The sequence below is a fragment of the Streptosporangium roseum DSM 43021 genome (assembly GCF_000024865.1).
GTDB lineage: Bacteria > Actinomycetota > Actinomycetes > Streptosporangiales > Streptosporangiaceae > Streptosporangium > Streptosporangium roseum.
In genome coordinates, this window is sequence record NC_013595.1 from 4,324,611 (window position 1) to 4,344,012 (window position 19,402).

Here is a 19,402-nt window from a genome sequence, read left to right on the forward strand (position 1 = left end):
ACAAGGACTTCCCTTTATGACCATGACCGACGACCAGGTGACGGTCCCTCCGGCCCGGCAGGTGCTCGCGGCCGAGGAACGGTACGCCACCGAACTCGCCTTCCTGGCCGCCCACGACGCCGGGCCCCGCCCGCCGGGCTGGGCGCTGACGCCACGCGCGGTGGTGACCTTCGTCTGCGGCAGCGGCGACGAGACGCTGGAACTGCCGAAGAACCGCCGCGGGACGGCCGGCGGCGCTCCGGACCGGCTGAGGGTGGCCGCCAAGTTCGTCGGCGAACGCGCCCTGGTCGAACGGTGCGTGGTGACCCTCGCGGGGGAGCGGGGCCTGCTGCTGGTCGGCGAGCCCGGCACCGCCAAGTCGATGCTGTCGGAGCTGCTGGCCGCCGCCGTGTGCGGAACCAGCGCGCTCACCGTGCAGGGCACCGCCGGGACGACCGAGGACGCCTTCCGCTACGGCTGGAACTACGCCCTGCTGCTCGCCCAGGGCCCGAGCCGGGACGCGCTGGTCGACTCCCCGGTGCTCACGGCCATGCGCGCGGGGCGCGTCGCCCGGGTCGAGGAGATCACCCGCTGCCTGCCCGAGGTGCAGGACGCCCTGGTGTCGATCCTGTCCGACAGGCGGCTCAGCGTGCCGGAGCTCGCCGGTACCGCCGACGCCCAGGTGGCGGCCACCCCCGGCTTCAGCGTGATCGCCACGGCCAACCTGCGCGACCGCGGCGTCTCGGAGATGTCGGCCGCGCTGAAGCGACGGTTCAACTTCGAGACCGTCGACCCCATCGCGGACGCCGAGGCGGAGACCTCCCTGGTGCGCCGCCAGGCCACCTCGGTCGTGCAGCGGGCGGGTGCCGCCTTCGGCGTGGACGACGCTGTGCTCGACGCGCTGGTCACGGTCTTCCGCGACCTGCGCTCCGGCCGCTCGGACGAGGGCTGGGACGTGGAGCGGCCCGGCACGGTGATGTCCACCGCCGAGGCGGTGCAGGTCGCCGCCTCACTGGGGGTCGCCGCGGCCTACCTGCCGGACGGCGATGTCCTCGACCTGCTGCCGGGACACCTGCTCGGCGTCGTCCGCAAGGACGACCCCGCCGACCACGGGCGGCTGCTCGGCTACTGGGACGGCCCGGTGCGACGTCGCGCCGAGGACGGCTCCGCGATGTGGCGCCGGCTCTGGGACCTGCGGGAGAACCTCCGTTGACCTGTCACAGCGAACCGGAGACGGGGCAGGACGCGCGGCGATCCGCCCGCCACGGCGGGGAGGCCGATCCCCGGCGGGCGGTCGCCGCGCTGGCCTCCTCCGCCCGGCCGTACCTGCTGGGAGTGCGCCACCACAGTCCCGCGCTGGCCGTGGTCCTGCCCGCGCTGCTGGACGCCGCCGACGCCGAAGTGGTCTGTGTCGAGCTGCCGGCGGACTTCCAGCCGTGGCTGGCGCACCTGGCCGACCCGGGAACCCTCGCGCCGGTCGCCCTCGCCGGGGCCGACGGGGAGGGGAGGCTGGGCTTCTACCCGTTCGCCGACTTCTCCCCGGAGCTGGTGGCGATCCGCTGGGCCCGGCAGCGCGGAGCGGAGGTGCTCTGCTGTGACCTCCCGCTGTCCGACCCCGGCTGGCACGCGCCCGGCACGGCGCAGGCGTCCGATACGGCGCAGGCGTCCGACGCTGGTACGGCGCAGGCGCCCGGCACGGTACGGTCCCCGGATCCGGCTCGGCCGATGGGCCCGGACGCGGTTCCGGTTCCGGCAGGCGCGGCGGCCTCGCGGGGAACGTCCTTCGCCGCCGCGCTGGCCGCCTCGGGCACCGGCCGCGAGGGAGACGACATGTGGGACCGGGCCGTGGAGGTCCTCGCTCCCGGATGCGAGCCCGAAGCGGTGCGCCGCGCCGCCCTCGGCGTCGGCTGGGCACTGCGCCGGGACGCCGAGGCCGCGGGCGGCGTGCCGGCCGTGGACATGGCGCGTGAGGCGCACATGCGCCGTGTCCTCGAGGACGCCGCGGCGGGCGGCCGGCGCGTCGCGGCGGTGGTCGGCGCCTTCCACGCTCCCGCGCTGATCATCCCTGACACCGCCGAGCCGGGGCGGACCGGCGCGGACGGCGCCGCCCCGCCGCCTGGTACGGCAGGCGGCCAGGCGACATCCGGCCGGCCGGCCACGGACGGCGAGGTCGTCCCCCCTCCGGCCACGGATGGTGCGGTCGCCGCCCTTCCGGCCATGGACGGCGAGGTCGTCCTCCCTCCGGCCACGGATGGTGCGGTCGCCGCCCCTCCGGCTGTCCCGTCCGCGCGCGCCGGCTCGCCGGCCGCCACCTCGCTCGTCCCCTACGCTTTCGACCTGCTCGACTCGCGATCCGGTTACCCGGCGGGGATCCGCGACCCCCGTTGGCAGCAGACGGTGTTCATGGCCGGTGGCGACCCCGGCCGCGTCAGGGACGGCGCCGCCCGCGCGATCACCGGCCTGTGCCGGGAGCTCCGCTCCGCCGGGCACACCGCGGGCACCGGAGAGGCCGTCGAGGCGCTGCGGCTCGCCTGCGATCTGGCGCGGCTGCGCGGCCTGCCCTCGCCGGGACGGGGGGAGCTGCTGGAAGCGGTGACGACCGTGCTCGGCCAGGGCGAGCCCCTGGGCCGGGGGCGGGCCCTCGCCCGGGCCCTCGACGCGGTGTTCGTCGGCACCGACCGTGGCCGGATCGCGCCCGGCACGCCGCGTTCGGGACTCGGCCCCGCCGTCGAGGCCGATCTCGCCGCGCTCCGGCTCCCGTGCCCCGACAACCCCGAACGACGTGAAGTACGCCTGGACCCGCTCCGTTCCGATCTGGACGCGCGCCGGGAGGTCGCGCTGCAACGCCTGCTGCTCTGCGGCGTCGGCTACGGCGAGCCGATCGAGGTGACCGGAACGGGTGACTCCACCGCGCTCACCACCAGGTGGCGGCTCTCCTGGACTCCCGCGGTCCCGGCACTGCTCGACCTGGCGGGCGTCCGCGGTGTCACCCTTGCCCAGGCCGCGGCCGGCACGCTGCGCGAGACCTTCCGCCGAGAGTCCGCCGAAGGAGGGCCCACCTGCGGCCTGATCCTCAGCGGCCTCCGCGCCGCGGCCCGCTGCGACCTGCCGGAGCTGGTCGCCGACCGCCTCGCCGACGCCGCCGTCGCGCTTCCCGCCACCGCCACGCTCGCCGAACTGCTCGATGCTCTCGACCTGCTTGAGGCGCTGCGCCGCGAACACCTTCCCGGCACCACGCCGGAGGGCCGCGAGCAGGCCGCCGAGCTGGCCGGCACCCTGCTGGAGGCCGCGGTCCGCGCGCTGCCGGGCCTGGCCGGCAGCGACCAGCCGCAGGACGCGGCCGCCCTGGTCGCCCTCGCCACCCGGGCCGGTGAAGAGCGCCTCGGGCTGCGGATGGACGACACCCTGGCCGCGCTCACGGGCACCGCCTCCCCCCTCATCCAGGGCGCGGCCCTGGCCGCCCGGGTCCTGCTCGACCTGGACGGCCCCGGCACTCTGGGAGCCCGGGCCGCCGGATGGGTCGGCGCCGCCACCGGACCGGACGGCCGCCATCGCCTGAGCCGCCTGCTGACCGGCGTGCTCACGGCCGCCGGACCGCTCCTCCAGTCGGCGCCGGCGGCCCTCGATCCGCTCATGGACCGCATCGACGGCCTCGCCGACAGGGACTTCCTCGACCGGCTGCCGGCGCTGCGCGGGGGGTTCGACACCCTCACCCCCGCCGGCCGTACCCGGCTGCTGGGGGCCGTGTCCGAGCGCCTCGGAGACAGGCTCGACCTGACGCTGAGCGCTCCGCCCGGGCTGCTCGCCCTGTGGAGCGCCGCCGACGCCGCCGGGCTGGCCGCGCTGCACGCGCTCCGGCTCCCCGTCCCGGCGTCCGCTCCCGCCCTGGCCGGCACGCCATCCGACGCGCCGGAGCCACCCGCGCCGGACCGCCGACCCGCACGGGACGGCGAGGAGGTGGAGGACACGCAAGAGCCTCCGTCACCGGAGGCGGGCGCGGTGACGGAGGATCCGCGGACGCCGGCGCGGCCGGAGACGGCCGAGGTGACGGAGGCGGGGCCCGGCGCCCGGCGGAGGTTCACGCCGGCCGACCGGTGGCGGCTGCTGCTCGGCCGGGAGTCCGAGCGGCTCCCGGCGGGCGCCCGCTCCTACGCGCGCGCGTTGGACGAGCTGTACGGAACGGGACGGGGTGAAGGCGCGGGCCACTTCGGGCAGAGCCCCGGGGAAGGGGGCGACTCCGGCGGCCGGGGAGACTCCTTCCCCACCGCTCGCGAGTGGGCCGAGGAACTGGAGGTCCTTTTCGGGACCGAGGTGCGAGAGGAGGTGCTGGCCCGGGCCGCCGACGCCGGACGGACCGACGTGCTCACCGAACTCGATCCGGCCGCGGTACGGCCATCCGTCGAGCTGCTGACCTCCGTGCTGACCCTGGCTGGAGGCCTGCCCGAGCAGCGGCTCGCCAAGCTCCGGCCACTCGTGCGCCGTCTGGTCGCCGAACTCACCCGGGAGCTCGCTACCCGGCTGCGGCCCGCCCTGACCGGGCTGGCGACGCCGCGTCCGACCCGCCGCCCGGGCGGCCGGATCGACCTGCCGCGCACCCTGCGGGCCAACCTGCAGCACACGCGTCGCATGGGCGACGGCCGGCTCGTGGTCGTCCCGGAGCGACCGGTGTTCAGCACCCGTGCCCGCCGGGAGGCCGACTGGCGGCTGATCCTCGTGGTCGACGTGTCCGGCTCGATGGAGGCCTCGGTGGTCTGGTCCGCGCTGACCGCCGCGGTGCTGGCGGGCGTGCCGACGCTCTCCACCCACTTCCTGTCGTTCTCCACAGAGGTGATCGACCTGACGGACCGGGTCGCCGACCCGCTCTCCCTGCTGCTCGAAGTGCGGGTCGGCGGTGGGACGCACATCGCCGCGGGGCTCGCCCACGCCCGCTCGCTGGTCACCGTGCCGAGCCGCACGCTTGTCGTGGTCGTCAGCGACTTCGAGGAGGGCTACCCGATCGGAGGCCTGCTCGGCGAGGTCCGCTCCCTCGCCGGGTCCGGCGTCCACCTGATGGGGTGTGCCGCCCTGGACGACAGCGGCGTTCCCCGCTACTCGCTCCCCGTCGCCCAGCAGCTCGTCGCGGCCGGCATGCCCGTCGCCGCCCTCAGCCCGCTCGCCCTCGCCCGATGGGTGGGCGACCGCCTTCGCGGAGAGTCCCGGTGAATTCCTCCACATCAACCGTCCCCCCGGCCGGACAGCTCCCGCCGGCGGCACCGCACGTGGTCGCCGCCGCCGTCGAGGGTCTCACCTCCAGGCTCCGCAAGAAGCTGGACGCGGCGATCGAGCAGTACGCCGCCACGCCCGCCGTCGCCGACGGCGAGAGCATCCGGATCAGCTGCGGCGAGGACACGGTGGTCACCCTCTCGCCGGGGGCGTCCGGCGTGATCACCGACGACGGCCAGGCGTGCTGCAGTTGCCTCCTGGCGCCACGCTGCCTGCATCGCGCGGCCGTGCTCAGCGCCTGCCCGGTGGCGGACGCGGGTGCCGGCGCCGGTACGGACACGGGTACCGAAATGGGCGCCGGTGCCGACGCCGGCGCAGGTGCTGACACGGATGCCGGTGCCGGTGCGGGTACCGGCGCGGGCGCAGACGCCGGTGCGGGCGCGGCGAGCGGGCCACCCGACGTCCATCTCTCCGGGACGGGAAGCGCCACCGCACGTGACGATCCGTCCCACGGCGGGACGGCGGCCGGCACGCCCGCCGGACCCACTGCCGCGCAGGTGGCGGCGGCCTCGGGCCTGTGGGCCGCCGCCGCCGCGACGCTGTCGGCCGGGGTGCCCGCGGCCGGCGCGGTGCCCCAGGCGGAGCTGCTCAGGGCCGCCCACACCGCCCGCCTGGCCGGGCTGCCCAGGGCCGAGGCCGCCGCCCTGCGCGTCGTACGCGGCCTGCGGGCGGCGCGTGAACGCCACGACGGCCATCGCCTCGCCGACCTGGTGGCCGCGCTGCGCGAGCTCCTGCTCACCGCGGGCAGGCTGGCCGCGGCCGACCCCGACCCGGCGCTGGTCGGCAGCGTCCGCCGGAGCTACCAGCCGGGCGGGAGCCTGCGCGTCTACGGCGTCTTCCGGGAGCCGGTGATCAGCGGCACCGGCTACGGCGGTGTGGTCACCCACCTCGTCACGGAGGACGGCCGCTGGTTCTCGGTGGCCGACGTCAAGCCGGGCGGGCCGGCCCGCGCCCGTGGCGCCGCCACCGCGCCCGTCGCCATCGGCCCGGCCATGCTGAACCACGCGCAGCTGGCGCGGGCAGGACTGTTGATCGCCGGCGCGACTGTCTCGCCGGACGGCCGTCTCGGGGCGGGCGGCGGCGTGCGCGCCACCCCGATCAACGGCATGTCGTGGACGGCGGGACCGATGGCCGCCCTGTTCGCCCGGCCGCTGGCCGAGGCGGTCGGCGCGCGGCTCTCCGGGCAGGCCTGGAACGAGTCGGAAGCGGCGGAGCGGGCCCAGGAACCGGTCGGATGCGACCTGGTGATCGTCGGCGCCGCGGGTGATCACGTGCTCGCCCGTGAGCTGCTGCCCGCCGGAACGCCACCGGAGAGATCCGGTCCGGAGGGCGACGACCCGGCGCGGCGGCCGCCGCCCACCGTACGGCCTGACGGCCCGCTGATCCGGCTCATACCGGCCGGCTCCCATCCGGACCTGGCCCACGTCGCCAACCTGCGGCAGCTTGCGTCCCGGCCCGGCACGCTCGTACGGGTGGTCGGCAGGCTGGATCCCGACCGGGCGGCCACCCTGCGCCCGCTCGCGATCGGGCCGGTGCCCGGGACCGAGGCGACGCTGCGTCTCCCCGCCGGCTGGCAGGGCCGTGCCGACCTCGGCTACGACCGCCTGCAGGGCTCCCATCTCCCGCCGCATGACGCCTGTGCGCCGTGGCAGGCGGCCCCCGAGGCTGATGTGGACCCGGTGGCCGACGCCCCTCTGTGGCGGGTCCGGCGGCTGGTCGAGCTCGCCGTCGCCGGAGGACGGCGGGCGGTCGCCGAACGCGCGCGCAGCGGTGACTCCCGTGCCCAGGGGGCCCCGCTGCGCCGGGCCGGGTTCGAGGCCGCCGCCGAACTGGCCGCCGCGCTCACCGCCGAGGCCGACCGCCGGAGCCGTGACGTGTTCGGGCGGTCGACGGACTCCGGCCCCGACGGGTACGCCTGGGCATGGCTGGCGGCCGCGATCCACCTCGCCGCCGCGGACCAGGCCCTGGTCCGGGCCTCCTGGCACTCCGGGTACTGAGGGCCGCCTCCGTGAGCTCCGCCGGGATCCGCTTCCCGGCGGGGCGGGGCGGGGGTGATCACGACGAGGTGATCAGAACCACATTCGGTCCGTACGGCTTGCACGCGGCGCTCCCAGAGAGGAGTCTCAGCCCATGTCTGACGACCGCCCGTACGACATCGTGCTCTTCGGCGCCACCGGGTTCACCGGAGCGCTGACCGCGCAGTACCTCGCGCGCAACGCCAGTCCTGGCTGCCGCTGGGCACTGGCCGGTCGCAGCCGGACCAAGCTCGAAGCGGTGAGGGAGCGCATCGGCCTGCCCGAGCTGCCGCTGCTCCACGCCGACGCGACGGATCCGGCCTCCCTGGCGCGGATCGCCGGGCAGGCCAGGGTCGTCGCCACCACCGTGGGCCCCTACGTCGCCTACGGCGAGCCGCTCGTGGCCGCCTGCGCGGCCGCGGGCACCCACTACGCCGACATCACCGGCGAGCCGGAGTTCGTCGACCTCATGTTCGCCCGGCACCACGAGAGGGCCAGGCGGAGCGGGGCGAAGATCGTGCACGCCTGCGGGTTCGACTCCATCCCGCACGACCTCGGCGCCTACTTCACCGTCAACCGGCTCCCCGAGGGGGTGCCGATCGAGGTGAGCGGGTTCCTCCGGGGGAACGGCCGGCCCTCGGGCGGCACCGTCCACTCCGCCCTCGCGGCGGTCTCCCGGGCCCGGCAGACCGCTCGGGCCGCGCTCGCCCGGCGCGAGGTCGAGGAGCGCCCCCAAGGCCGGCGGGCGCGTGGCACCGCCGGACCGCCCCGGTATGTCGGAGGCTGGGCCCTGCCGCTGCCCACGATCGACCCGCAGATCGTGGCGCGCTCGGCCCGCGCGCTGGAGCGCTACGGCCCCGACTTCACCTACCGCCACCACATCGCCGTCAGGCGGCTGCCCGCCGCGCTGGGGCTCGTGGCGGGCGCGGGCGCCCTCGTCGCGCTCGCCCAGATCCCCCCGGTCCGCTCCTGGCTGCTCGGCCGGATCTCGCCCGGTGACGGACCCACCCCCGAGCAGCGGGCCGGGAGCTGGTTCAAGGTCACCTTCCTCGGCCTGGGTGGCGGCGAGCGCGTCGTCACCGAGGTCGCGGGCGGCGACCCCGGCTACGACGAGACCGCCAAGATGCTCGCCGAGTCGGCGCTCTGCCTCGCCCTCGACGACCTGCCGCCGGTCTCCGGCCAGGTCACCACGGCCGTGGCGATGGGAGACGCGCTGATCGAGCGGCTCCGGCGGGCGGGCATCACCTTCACCGTGCTGAGCGGCCCGCCGAAGTAGGCCTTGACGCCCCCGCGCCGACCGGTCCGCCGGAGCAGGCCCGCGGGCCACCGTGTCGGCCGGTCCGCCGGAGCGAGCCTGCGCCGATTCGGGAAAGTCGCCCTCCGTTCATGGGCGCAGAACGGATTTCGCAGGCTTTTCAGCACCTATGATCATTTGAATCACCCCGGGACAGCGAGGAAGGACTCCTGTGGCGGACAAGCCGAGTGAGCGGAACGCCGGCATCGACACGACCCGGCCCAGCATCGCCAGGGCCTACGACGTCGTCCTCAACGGCAAGGACAACTTCGAGGTCGACCGAGCCTTCGTCGCCGAGATCGTGAAGGTCATCCCCGAGATCTACGACGTGGCGGCCTACAACCGGCAGATCCTCGGCCGGGGGGTGCGCTTCCTGTCCGGCCAGGGCATCACCCAGTTCGTCGACCTCGGCTCGGGGCTGCCGACGGAGGAGAACACCCACCAGGTCGCGCAGCGCGCCAACCCGGAGTCGCGGGTCGTCTACGTCGACAACGACCCGATGGTGCTGGCCCACGGCCGGGCGCTGCTGGCGGAGAACGACCGCACGGCGGTCATCACCTCCGACCTGCGCGACACCGAGGCCATCCTCTCCGACCCCGCCTTCAAGAGCCTCATCGACCTCGGCCGCCCGGTGGCCGTGATGCTGGTCGGCATCCTGCACCACCTGCACGACGACGAGGACCCCCGGGCGATCGTCGAGGCCTACATGGCGGCGGTCCCATCAGGCAGCTACCTGTTCATCACCCACTTCTGCGCCTCCACCCAGGAATCGCGCGACGCCGAGCAGAAGTACCTCGCGCTGCTGGGCACCGGCCGGTTCCGCACGCCGGAGGAGATCACCGCCTTCTTCGACGGGTTCGAGCTCCTCGAACCGGGCGTCGTCCCCCTGCCCCTGTGGCGGCCCGACGGTCCCGTCCCCGGGAAGCTCACGGTGGGCCAGCAGCTGATGTACGGCGGGATCGCCTACAAGCGGTAGATCGGTGCCGGCCCCTGTCGGCGGCCTGCTGCGCCGAGGCGGGCCGACCGGCGAACGCCTCGCGGCCGGCCCGGATCCGCCACTGCTGCCTGCGGTGATGTCGAAACCGGCGCCCTGACCGGCGAGAAGGGCGCCGGCAAGGCGGATCGCGGGCTCCGGGCAGAGCCCGCTGCCCGGCACCGCCGCCAGGGCCGTTACCGCGCGACTGCCGCCTTGGCGGAAAACTCGTTGCCGATGGCGTGAGTCTCTTCCTACGGTCGCTCCATGACAATTGCATACGAGTGGCGAGGCCACTTCGACAATGCGGCGATCAACGCACTGCACGCGGAGGGCTTCGGCCACGCGCCCCTGAAGGACGACTGGTGGGCCCAGGTCAACCGGCACAGCCTCGGGTGGGTCTGCGCCAAGGAGAACGGCGAACTCGTCGGCTTCGTCAACGTGGCATGGGACGGCGCCGTCCACGCCTTCATCCTCGACACCCTCGTGACGGGGAGAGCCCGGCGGCACGGTGTCGGGACCGGACTCGTCGCCGTCGCCGTCAGAGAGGCCCGCGCAGCCAAATGTGAATGGCTCCACGTCGACTTCGACGATGACTTGAAAGACTTCTACTTCGGGGCCTGCGGGTTTCAGCCGACGCACGCCGGCCTTATCGCTCTGTAGCCCGGCCCGGTACGGCAGTCGCTTTCCGGCTCGGGATCCGCGGCAGCTCTGCGACCCGTCTCGTCAGGATGAAATCGGCTCGATGTGGGCTGGCCCCTACTCAGGAGGGCATTCAGCGCTTGCCGGACGCCGACTCTTCTTCTTTGAGGGACATGGACCCGGCGATGCGGCCGACGGCGCAAAGACCACACAAATACGTGGCTCCGAGCCGGGGGAAGGTGACGACGAAAAAGCGTTCCGGCATCAAAGCCGGCGGAGGGCTCCGTGAAGTCGATTCCGCCGGGGACCGGGGTCATGGCCGTCCCGGCGGAGAGGGCGGCGCACGAGCAGAAGGTGCGCGACGCTGGAGGACGGCTTCCCGCGAGCACGCCTGATGAGGCTCCCGTCGCAGGGCGGCGGTGGGAATGATCTGGACGGCCTTACCTTGACCAGTGCGGAAGCGGCTGTGGGCGTGTTCGGCGACCGCCTCCCTCTCCATGGCTCGGGCGACTTGGATCACCGTGGCGGCAGGCCCTAGCATCCACGTGTGCAGAACGATGTTCTACGGACCGGGCCGCTCTCCCGCACTGTCCTGATCGCCTTCTGGGTCTGTTCCGCGGTTCATCTGGTGCTGGTCGCCGCCGACGCCGACCCGATGAACTCCATGACCAAGGCACTGCTCATGCCGCTGCTCGCGGTCTGGGTGCTGACGCAGAGGGGACCGCGGCCGGTGGTGGCGGCGCTCCTGCTCTCCTGCGGCGGTGACGTGGCTCTGGAGATCGACGGTCTTTTCCTCGTCGGCATGGTCCTGTTCGCCGGGGCGCACGTCTGTTACGTGACCTACTTCGTCCGGGAAGGAGCGCTCGACGGGCTGCGCCGCCGCCCGGTGATTCCGGTGGTCTACGCCGTCGTCTGGGCGGGCCTGGTGTTCTTCCTCTGGCCGGGCCTCGGCGACCTGCGCCTGCCGGTGGCCGGCTACTCGCTGCTGCTGACCGCCACCGCGGTGACCGCGGCCGGCCACGGCCTGCGGATCGGAGCCGGTGGCGCCCTGTTCCTGCTGTCCGACACGCTGATCGCGTTCGACCTGGCGGACCTTCCCCTCCCTCCGATGAACGGCCTCGTGGTCATGGCTACCTACATCGCGGCCCAATATCTCCTGGCCTCGGGCATCGTCAACCGTCTCCGTGCCTGAAACCTGCAAGGAAGAGAAGTCCGGCAAATGAGTGAAGTGAGAGATTTACCCCTCATCCGCCGACGGGGGCTGGCCTCGATGAGCGCGCTCGGGCGCTCAGTGTGACTCGTGGAACGGCCAGGCGAGGGGTCTGATCTTTGTGATGCCCTGGGTCATGCCGACGAACTTCAGATCGGTTGTGGCCACATCGGTGATGTGAAGGCGCTCCGCCATCGCGATCACTGTGGCGTCGACGTAACCGAGCGGTGCCGCGACCATGTGCCGGACAAGCTCCGTGGCTCGCTGCCGATCCGCCTGCGTGGGGTTCACGATCTCGTAGTTGCCGACGGTCAGTTGTTCGAGCAGTGTCGCTTCGAGGAAGGCGCCGCGCCGTACGTTGTTCCGGAGAAAGCTGCAGGTCTCCCCGAGAACCGGTTCGGGAATCACCAGGCTTCCCGGCCAGGATCCGAGCATCTGAACACATCGGCGGTGAGGTGATAGGTGTCCCTTTGATCGCTGGTGGCGATCAGTGGGCCTGAATCGCAGAGAAGTTTCTTCACGGACGATGCCGGGCAGCGTCGATTGCTTCAACGATCTCCCGGTCGCGAAGGGCCTCGGCCATCATGTCCCGATAGCGAGACGAAAGGTCGTCCTCGCCGCTGTCGAAGCAGCCGACCCAGGGGAAGCGCCGCCGGATGGCCTCGTAGTCGACTGCCTCCGGGTCGGATGCGTTCGCCGGTCCGTTCATGCCAGCATAAATGGTCACGTAGAGATTTTAGATGCTTACGCAGAGTTGATCAGGGGTTTGTGGAAAGAGATGCGACTACGTATTCGAGTACGCCGCCGAGGACTACGCGAACCTCGCGCGTGACCTGGCCGCGCTGAACGACGCCTATGACGAGCGCGTGCTGCACCGCAAGCTGAGGGAGGCAACCTGTCATGCCCACGCGGACGACGCGGGGAAGCGCTCCAGGGCCTGCTCGCCGGCACCGGGGCAGTACTCGTGGATCAGGTGCTGGATCGCCGGCTAGCTTCCACGCGGTCGAGACGGTCCGTCAGGGACCGAGTATCGATCATGCTGTGACCGTACGGGCTGAGCTGCCGGGCGGATGGGGTGGTACGACGGACAGGCCCCACACCTGCCCGCCGTACCGGCTCATCGGGCGGTCCCCGCCGGGGTGGTACGGCGGGCAGACCCCCACGTCTGCCCGCCGTACCGGCTCACCGGCCGGATCTCCGCCTGCCTGCCCGCCCCGGTCCGCCGGCTCACCGCGCGGCCGCCCGGTTGCGGCGGGCGCGGCGGTCGGCGGCCACGTCGGCGAGGGCCACGGCCAGCGCGACCAGCACGAAGCCGATGGTGACCAGCAGCGCGTGCCGGAACGCCAGGGCGTAGTCGCCGTGCGAGGAGGCGACCCCGGCGAAGAACACCGAGCCGATCCCCGCGATGCCGACGGCGGTGCCGATCCGCTGCCCCGTCTGCAGCACGCCGCCGGCCGTGCCGGCCTCGGCCACCGGCACCTCCGACAGCGTCAGCGTCTGGTTCGGGGAGATCACCAGGCCGCTGCCCAGCCCGGCCACGAGCAGCGGCACCGCGATCGCCCAGGCCACCTGCGGGCCGGGGACCAGCCGTACGGCCAGCTCCGTGGCGGCCAGCCCGACGGAGACCAGCACCAGCCCCAGCACCACCAGCGGGCGGCCGAACCTGGTGACGACCGGGCCGCCCAGCACGGAGGTCGCGGCCGATCCGGCCGCGAACGGCGTGCTCGCCAGCCCCGCCGCCAGGGCCGAGTAGTGCAGGCCGTCCTGCAGGTAGAGGGTGAGGACGAAGAAGATCGCGGTGAAGCCGGCGAAGTAGAGCGCCGCGATCAGGGCGCCGAGGGCGTAGGAGCGCCTGCTGAACAGCGACAGGTTGACGACCGGGTCGCGACGCCGCCCGTACAGGTGTTCCCACCCCGCGAACGCGGCGATCACGACGACTCCGGCAGCCGGCGGCAGCCATTTCCCTCCGCCCTGCCACTCCTGCCCCTCCACGAGCGGCAGCAGCACCAGCACGACTCCGGCGGCCAGCAGCAGCACGCCCACGGGGTCCATGCTCTCCCGCCGCCGTTCCTCCCGCGTCCGGTGCGGGATGTAGCGGTACGCCAGGACCACGGCCAGGATGCCGATCGGCACGTTGACGTAGAAGACCAGGCGCCATCCCTCCTGCCCGCCGCCGAGGTGGATGAGCAGCCCGCCGAGGAGCGGGCCGATCGCGGTGGAGATGCCGATGGTGGCGCCCAGCAGCCCGAACGCCCGGCCCCGCTCCGCACCCCGGAAAAGCTGCTGGATCAGGCCGCTGACCTGCGGGTTGATCACTCCGCCCGCCACTCCCTGGACGAGCCGGGCGACGACCAGCCAGGTCGAGTTCTGGGCGACTCCCGCCGCCGCGCTGGCCAGGGTGAACAGCGCCACGCCGAAGACGAACGCGTTGCGCCTGCCCCGCATGTCGCCGAACCGCCCCGCGGGCACCAGCACCAGCCCGAAGGTGAGCGCGTAGCCCGACACCACCCACTGCAGGTCGCTCTGCGGGGCGTGCAGCCCGGCGCGGATGGACGGCAGTGCCACGTTGACGATGCTGACGTCCAGCAGCGTCATGAAGCCGGCCACCAGGCAGACGGTCAGCGCCTTCCACCGGCGAGGGTCCGCCCCGTCCGACCGCCGCGCGGTCGACGTGCCGCCCGGCCGGGCCCCGGTGCTCATCCTGTGGGGTGCCGACCTGTACGACTCTGTCCGGCATATCGCGGGTCTCCCGGCAACGTGAGCAATCGGCTGGGGATCATCATGACCGCCTCGTCCTCGACCTCGGCGCAACTTCCCGTGATTCAGCAGCGCATACCTACCCTTTTCGGGTAGTCCAATCACAGCGTGCCGGGCGGCTCACGGGAAACGAGTACGGCGGGCGGCCATGCCCGCCCGCCGTACTCCGCTAGGGGGTCGTCATCCGGTCAGAGCTGCTGCCACAGGGCCGGAACGTTCGGCGGCTCCCATCCGGGCAGTGAGGTGTGCCCCTGCAGGCATCGGTAGCTGACGCCGTTGTAGGTCACGGTGTCCCCGGCCGCGTAGAGGGTCCACGTCTGCCAGGTGGTGCCGCCCTGCCCGCCGCCGACGGTCAGGGTGAAGGTGGCCGAGCGGTCGGAGCTCGCGCCGTCCGCGTTGAGGTTGACGGTGTAGGTCCCCGTGGGCGTGCTCGCCGAGGTGGCGATCGTGACCGCGGAGGACTGGCCGGAGTTGATGTTCGCCGGGCTGAAGGACGCGGTCGCGCCGGCGGGCAGGCCGGAGGCGCTCAGCGTGATGGCCTGGGCGTTACCGGAGGTCACCTGGGTGCTGAGCGTCGTGCCGGCCGACTGGCCGGGCTGCACCGAGGCCGAGGACGGGCTCGCCGAGACCGAGTAGTCGTCCGTCGGGGTGGGGGTGTCGCCCACGGCGAGCTTCCACAGGGCGTTGGCGATGGCGTCCGCGTTGCGGTCCAGCGCGGTGCTGTTGATGTTGGAGGTGGTGTCGCAGGCGGAGTGGTAGCAGCGGTCGAAGGCCAGGCCCGAGGTGCCGCCCCACTTGGTGGCCTGAGCCGAGCTCTTCACGCTGGAGGCGCCGGTGAAGACGCCGCCGACCGGCACACCCGCGTTCTTGAACGGGGCGTGGTCGCTGCGGCCGTCACCCTCGGTCTCGATCTCGGTCGGGACGTTGAGCGTGGCGTAGTAGTCCTTGAAGATCTTCTCGATGGCCGGGTTGTCGTCGTAGACGAAGTAGCCCGGGTTCGGCGAGGCGATCATGTCGAAGTTGAGGTAGGTCTCGACCCCGGTGGCTCCGCCGTTCTGCACGTAGTACTGCGAGCCGCGCAGGCCCAGCTCCTCGGCGCCCCACCAGGCGAAGCGGACGTGCTTGTCCAGCGTGGGGTTGCGGTTCGCCAGGGTCAGCGCGACCTCCAGCAGCGCCGCCGAGCCCGAGCCGTTGTCGTTGATGCCGGGCCCGGAGCTGACGCTGTCCAGGTGGCTGCCGAGCATGATCGTCGGGCCGGTGGGACCGGCCGGCCAGTTGGCGATCAGGTTGGAGTGGGTCTGGCCGTTGTAGGTGAAGTTCTGCACCGCGGTGGTGTAGCCGGCCGCGTCCAGCCTGCCCTTGATGTAGTTCAGCGAGGCGGTGTAGCCGGAGGTGGCCGAGGCCCGGTTGCCGCCGTTGCTGGAGGCGATCGACTGCAGCTGGTTCAGGTGCGCCGTCACGTTGGCCACGGGGATGTCCGGCGCTCCCGGCGGGTTGCCGGTACCGACCGTCAGCGAGTAGCTCGCTGTCCTGTCCACGTCGGCGCCGTCGGCGGTAACCGTCACCGAGGAGGTGCCGGACGGGGTGCTCCCCGAGGTGGCCAGCGTCAGCGTCGACGTCTGGCCGGCCGTGATGGTGGCCGGGCTGAAGGACGCGGTCGCGCCCGAGGGCAGGCCGGAGGCCCGCAGCGTGATGGACTGGGCGTTACCGCCGGTCACCGTGGTCCTCACGGTGGTGGTGGCGGACTGCCCGGCCTGCACGCTGCCCGAGGTCGGGCTGAGCGAGAGCGAGAAGTCGTTGCCGGGGTTCGCCGTGCAGGGCGCCTCGCCGCTCTGCGCCGGGACGTTGACGGCGGCCCACGCGGCCTTGGTCGCGTTGACCTCGACGCAGCTGTTGGGGAAGAGCTGCTTGGCCGCGGCCACGGTGGTCGAGCGGGCCTTGGCGTGCGTCCACGGCGTGGTCTTGCTGTTCAGGCCGGACATGAAGATCTGGCCGGCCTTCTGGATGCCGATGCCGGTCAGGCTGGACGGGCCGGAGCAGACCGTGCTGGAGGGCTTGCCGCCGCCCGGGTTGGTGCCCTCGGCCAGCAGGTAGAACCAGTGGTTCTGCGGTCCGGCCGCCGCGTGCACCTCGGTGTTGGGGATCGAGGAGCTGTAGCAGTTGGGGTCGCCCAGCGCGCCAGGGTTGTACATGTTGCGGATCGGGCCCTGGCCGACCAGGTTGACCTCCTCGCCGACCAGGTAGTCCGGCGGGTCGGAGGCGTTGGCCGCGAAGTGCTCGGTCAGCGCGCCGAAGATGTCACCGGTCGACTCGTTCAGGCCGCCGGCCTCGTTGCCGCTGCCCGCGCCGCCGGATCCGGAGAACTGGAAGATCGCGTGGCCGTACTCGTGGCCGACCACGTCCATCGGGGTGGCCTGCTGGGTGTTGGCCTGGTTGCGGCCGAAGTTGGTGTAGGAGCCGTTCCAGTAGGCGTTGACGTCCGTCAGCCCCACGCGGGCGGGGAAGGCGCCGCCGGAGCCGTTGAAGCCACTGCGGCCCAGCCAGTCGCGCAGCATGTTCCACTCGGTCTGGGCGGCGTACAGCGCGTCGACGCAGGCGGTCTCCAGGTTGGTGCCCTGGCCGTTGCCCCAGGCGTCGTCGGTGCCGGTGTAGGCCGAGCCGTTCTGGCCGCCGCAGCGCAGCCCCGGCCGGGTGGTGTCGGTCATCGAGTACGAACCACCGGACCCGGAGGTCTGGATGGTCACCGGGTTGCCGTTGTAGAAGCCGTTGCCGGTTCCGGCGCGGACGTCGTCGTAGGAGTCCACGACCGACCCGTCGAGGGCGTCCACGAAGACGTGCAGGACGCTCGGGGCCTGCTTCGTGGCGCCGGTGACGACCACCTCCCAGGCCAGCCTGGGCCGCTTGCCCGCCGCGTGCACGACCAGCCGGGGCGTGCTCACGCTCTCCACGGTCGGCAGCTCGCCGCGGGCGGTGACGGCAGCGGTGGTGGCGTCGACCTTGCTCTTGACGCCGACCTTGATCTCGGCACGCTGGCCCGAGGCCACGGACCCGACCTCCTGGCCCGTCTTGTCGGTGGTGACGACGACGTCACCGCCGTAGACGGGCAGCCCGCGGTGGGTCCGCGAGTAGGTCAGGTACTGCAGGCCGCGGGTTCCCGCGACGGTGTTCGTCAGCGTGAAGTCGTCCTCCGCCGCCTTGAACAGGACGTCGGACCTGAGGGCGAGGGCGCCGTCGGCGCTGGATATCGCGCGCTTGCGGGATTCGGGGTCCGGCGGGGCGAACGCCGGTGGGTCTGCGGATATGGTGCGGGCGACGATGCCCGCGGGGGCTGTGGCGGCGCCGGCGGCGCTCACCACCGAGGTGGCGGTCATGGCGACGGCGGCCAGTACGGCGACCGCGCCCAGTTTGACCTTGGGATTCACGCGGGGTGACTCCTCTCGGTGTCCCTTGGGGGGTTAGAGGGATGCAAGGAGCCCTGACGGTTTGGGCTGGACCAAAGCTGACACCGTGAATGCGGGGCGAGTACCCCACGAAATTCCATAACTTCGCGATATAGGCGGCTAAACAGGTGGTGAGAGCGGCAGATGGCGCTTCAGCCAGGAGGCGTAGACGGGGGCGCGCCGCACCTCGGCCCAGTAGGTCTTGGTGACCGCCTGGACCAGGTCGGGCCCGTGCCGGGCGACCGGTCCGTGCTCGGTCCACCCGATCATGTGCCGGAACCGGAGCGGGGTCCCGGCGAGCGGCCGGATGACGATCCCCGGGTAGCCCTTGCTGGTCGCCTGGAACATGCCCACGCACCGGGCGGAGGAGATGAGGTCGATGGCGAGGCTGAGGTCGGCGGAGTAGGCGATCTTCGGCGCGAAGCCCTGCCGGCCGCAGGCGGCCCAGAAGTGCTCGCGGTGTCCCGCCTCGGCCAGCGCGTGCAGGGTCCAGTCCTCGGAGGCGAGGTCCCGCAGCTCGATCTCCTCCCGCTGGGCGAGCGGATGGGAGACGGCCAGCCCGACGAAGATCGGCTCGACGGCCACGCCCGCGTAGACCACGCCCGGAGGCGGAAGGAGCTCGTGTCCCGGATAGTCGCCGAGGGTGGCGAGCTCCAGGCGCTCGGACTCCAGCAGTCCGGGCAGCAGGTCCATTGCCTCCTCGGTGCGGACGGTGATGTCGGCACCGGTCAGCAGTTCATTAAGGCATTTAATGACATTTATCGCTAGATGACTGGACATACAGCCCAGCCGAATCTTGAGTTTCTCCGCGGCCTGCTCGGCGTAGCGCATGCCGTCCCGCCGAAGCTCGTCGAACGCCGGCAGCAGCGACCGTGCCCTGATCAGCACCCACGTGCCGAGCTGCGTGGGCCGCGTTCCCTCCCGGCCCCGCTCGAACAGTGGCCCGCCGAACATCCGCTCGATGCGTCGCAGTTGCGTGGCCAGCGCGGGCTGCGACATCTTGAGTGCGGTCGCCGCCTTGGAAATGCTGCCCGATTCGGCGATCGCACAGATGGCTCGTAAATGACGCACTTCTAGGTCCACACCGAAAGGTTAATAGTAAAGAATCTTTCCGGTAAGACCCAAGTTTCGGAAAGGCGGTCCCATGTGCCCCGACCTCACGTGACCTGCCGCCGGCCGCCCCCGGGCCGCGTGGCCGGCCGCGGCCGGCGCATGCCCCGCCCCGGGACCGTCCGGCTCCGGGGCGGCCGTCCCCGCCCGCGGCCCGTCCCTATTCGGAGGCGTGCTGCCAGTAGGGGTCGCGGTAGAGCACGACGGTGGTGCCGCGGAGCAGCTCGTCCGGGGCGGAGACCAGGGTGAGCTCGCCGGCGGCCTCGAGCTGGCGCAGGACGTCGCGGACGCGCGGGCCCACGGGCAGCCGGCCGACCGGCAGGCCGAGGGTGGAGCGGACCGTGTCGGCCACCAGGGAGAGCTGGAACGGCTCGGTGAACGGGGCGATCACCGTGCGGACGAGGTCAACGGTGATCATGGTTTCGGCTTCGACGTAGGCGAGCTCCCAGGTGAGCTGCGCCTTGCGCCGGCCGGTTCCGGCGCAGGCCGTGCACTCCTGGGAGAAGCCCGGCACGATCTCCTCGGTGGCGGAGCCCAGGCACGTGGTGCACTGGTTGGTCTCCGCGGCGTGCAGCTCCGCGGCCGCCCGGTCCGCCAGGTGCGTACCGCACAGGCACAGGTAGAGCCGGAAACCGCCGCGGACCAGGACGAGATCGTCGGCGTCGTCGGGGATCTCTTCCCATACTGCAGTGATCGTGTGCTTTCTCATGGTTTTGCGAC

The 19,402-nt window shown here is 72.7% G+C and carries 13 protein-coding genes; 7 read left to right on the plus strand and 6 right to left on the minus strand.

All coding sequences use genetic code 11. The features are described 5' to 3' along the window. The first annotated feature begins 16 nt into the window (after positions 1–16). The 7 genes from SROS_RS18850 (at position 17) to SROS_RS18880 (ending at position 11,357) form a co-directional block, all read left to right on the plus strand. On the plus strand, positions 17–1,192 hold the full coding sequence (locus tag SROS_RS18850; RefSeq protein ID WP_012890544.1) for an ATP-binding protein: 1,176 nt from the start codon (positions 17–19) through the stop codon (positions 1,190–1,192). Beyond that, positions 1,189–5,181, plus strand: a complete 3,993-nt coding sequence (locus SROS_RS18855) for a vWA domain-containing protein (protein WP_012890545.1) — start codon at positions 1,189–1,191, stop codon at positions 5,179–5,181. Before SROS_RS18850 ends, SROS_RS18855 begins: the two co-directional genes overlap by 4 nt. Next, positions 5,178–7,238: an SWIM zinc finger family protein gene (locus tag SROS_RS18860; RefSeq protein ID WP_012890546.1), complete on the plus strand. Its 2,061-nt coding sequence runs from the start codon at positions 5,178–5,180 to the stop codon at positions 7,236–7,238. The genes SROS_RS18855 and SROS_RS18860 overlap by 4 nt, the downstream gene beginning before the upstream one ends. A gap of 133 nt (positions 7,239–7,371) precedes the next feature. Next, positions 7,372–8,532, plus strand: coding sequence for a saccharopine dehydrogenase family protein (locus tag SROS_RS18865; RefSeq protein ID WP_012890547.1), 1,161 nt, complete (start codon positions 7,372–7,374; stop codon positions 8,530–8,532). 190 nt (positions 8,533–8,722) lie between these two features. Beyond that, positions 8,723–9,526: an SAM-dependent methyltransferase gene (locus tag SROS_RS18870; protein ID WP_012890548.1), complete on the plus strand. Its 804-nt coding sequence runs from the start codon at positions 8,723–8,725 to the stop codon at positions 9,524–9,526. A 264-nt stretch (positions 9,527–9,790) separates the two neighbouring features. Then, complete coding sequence (locus SROS_RS18875; protein ID WP_012890549.1) at positions 9,791–10,186, plus strand: GNAT family N-acetyltransferase; 396 nt, start codon at positions 9,791–9,793, stop codon at positions 10,184–10,186. Positions 10,187–10,712: 526 nt separating this feature from the next. Continuing rightward, positions 10,713–11,357, plus strand: coding sequence for a lysoplasmalogenase (locus SROS_RS18880; protein ID WP_012890551.1), 645 nt, complete (start codon positions 10,713–10,715; stop codon positions 11,355–11,357). Between the two features lie 96 nt (positions 11,358–11,453). On the opposite strand, the gene SROS_RS18885 is transcribed toward SROS_RS18880, so the two are convergent. From SROS_RS18885 to SROS_RS18910, 6 genes are all read right to left on the minus strand, one after another. Then, entirely contained in the window at positions 11,454–11,810 is a 357-nt protein-coding gene (locus SROS_RS18885; protein WP_012890552.1) for a type II toxin-antitoxin system VapC family toxin, read from the minus strand. Between the two features lie 82 nt (positions 11,811–11,892). Further along, positions 11,893–12,102: a hypothetical protein gene (locus SROS_RS18890; protein ID WP_043652322.1), complete on the minus strand. Its 210-nt coding sequence runs from the start codon at positions 12,100–12,102 to the stop codon at positions 11,893–11,895. Between the two features lie 500 nt (positions 12,103–12,602). Further along, positions 12,603–14,075 (minus strand): MFS transporter, encoded by a 1,473-nt coding sequence (locus SROS_RS18895; protein ID WP_012890554.1) that lies wholly within the window; start codon positions 14,073–14,075, stop codon positions 12,603–12,605. Positions 14,076–14,320: 245 nt separating this feature from the next. Next, complete coding sequence (locus tag SROS_RS18900) at positions 14,321–17,554, minus strand: M28 family peptidase (RefSeq protein ID WP_012890555.1); 3,234 nt, start codon at positions 17,552–17,554, stop codon at positions 14,321–14,323. 138 nt (positions 17,555–17,692) lie between these two features. Next, positions 17,693–18,655, minus strand: a complete 963-nt coding sequence (locus SROS_RS18905; RefSeq protein ID WP_043652325.1) for a LysR family transcriptional regulator — start codon at positions 18,653–18,655, stop codon at positions 17,693–17,695. Positions 18,656–18,842: 187 nt separating this feature from the next. Then, complete coding sequence (locus tag SROS_RS18910) at positions 18,843–19,391, minus strand: hypothetical protein (protein WP_012890557.1); 549 nt, start codon at positions 19,389–19,391, stop codon at positions 18,843–18,845. Positions 19,392–19,402: the final 11 nt, after the last annotated feature.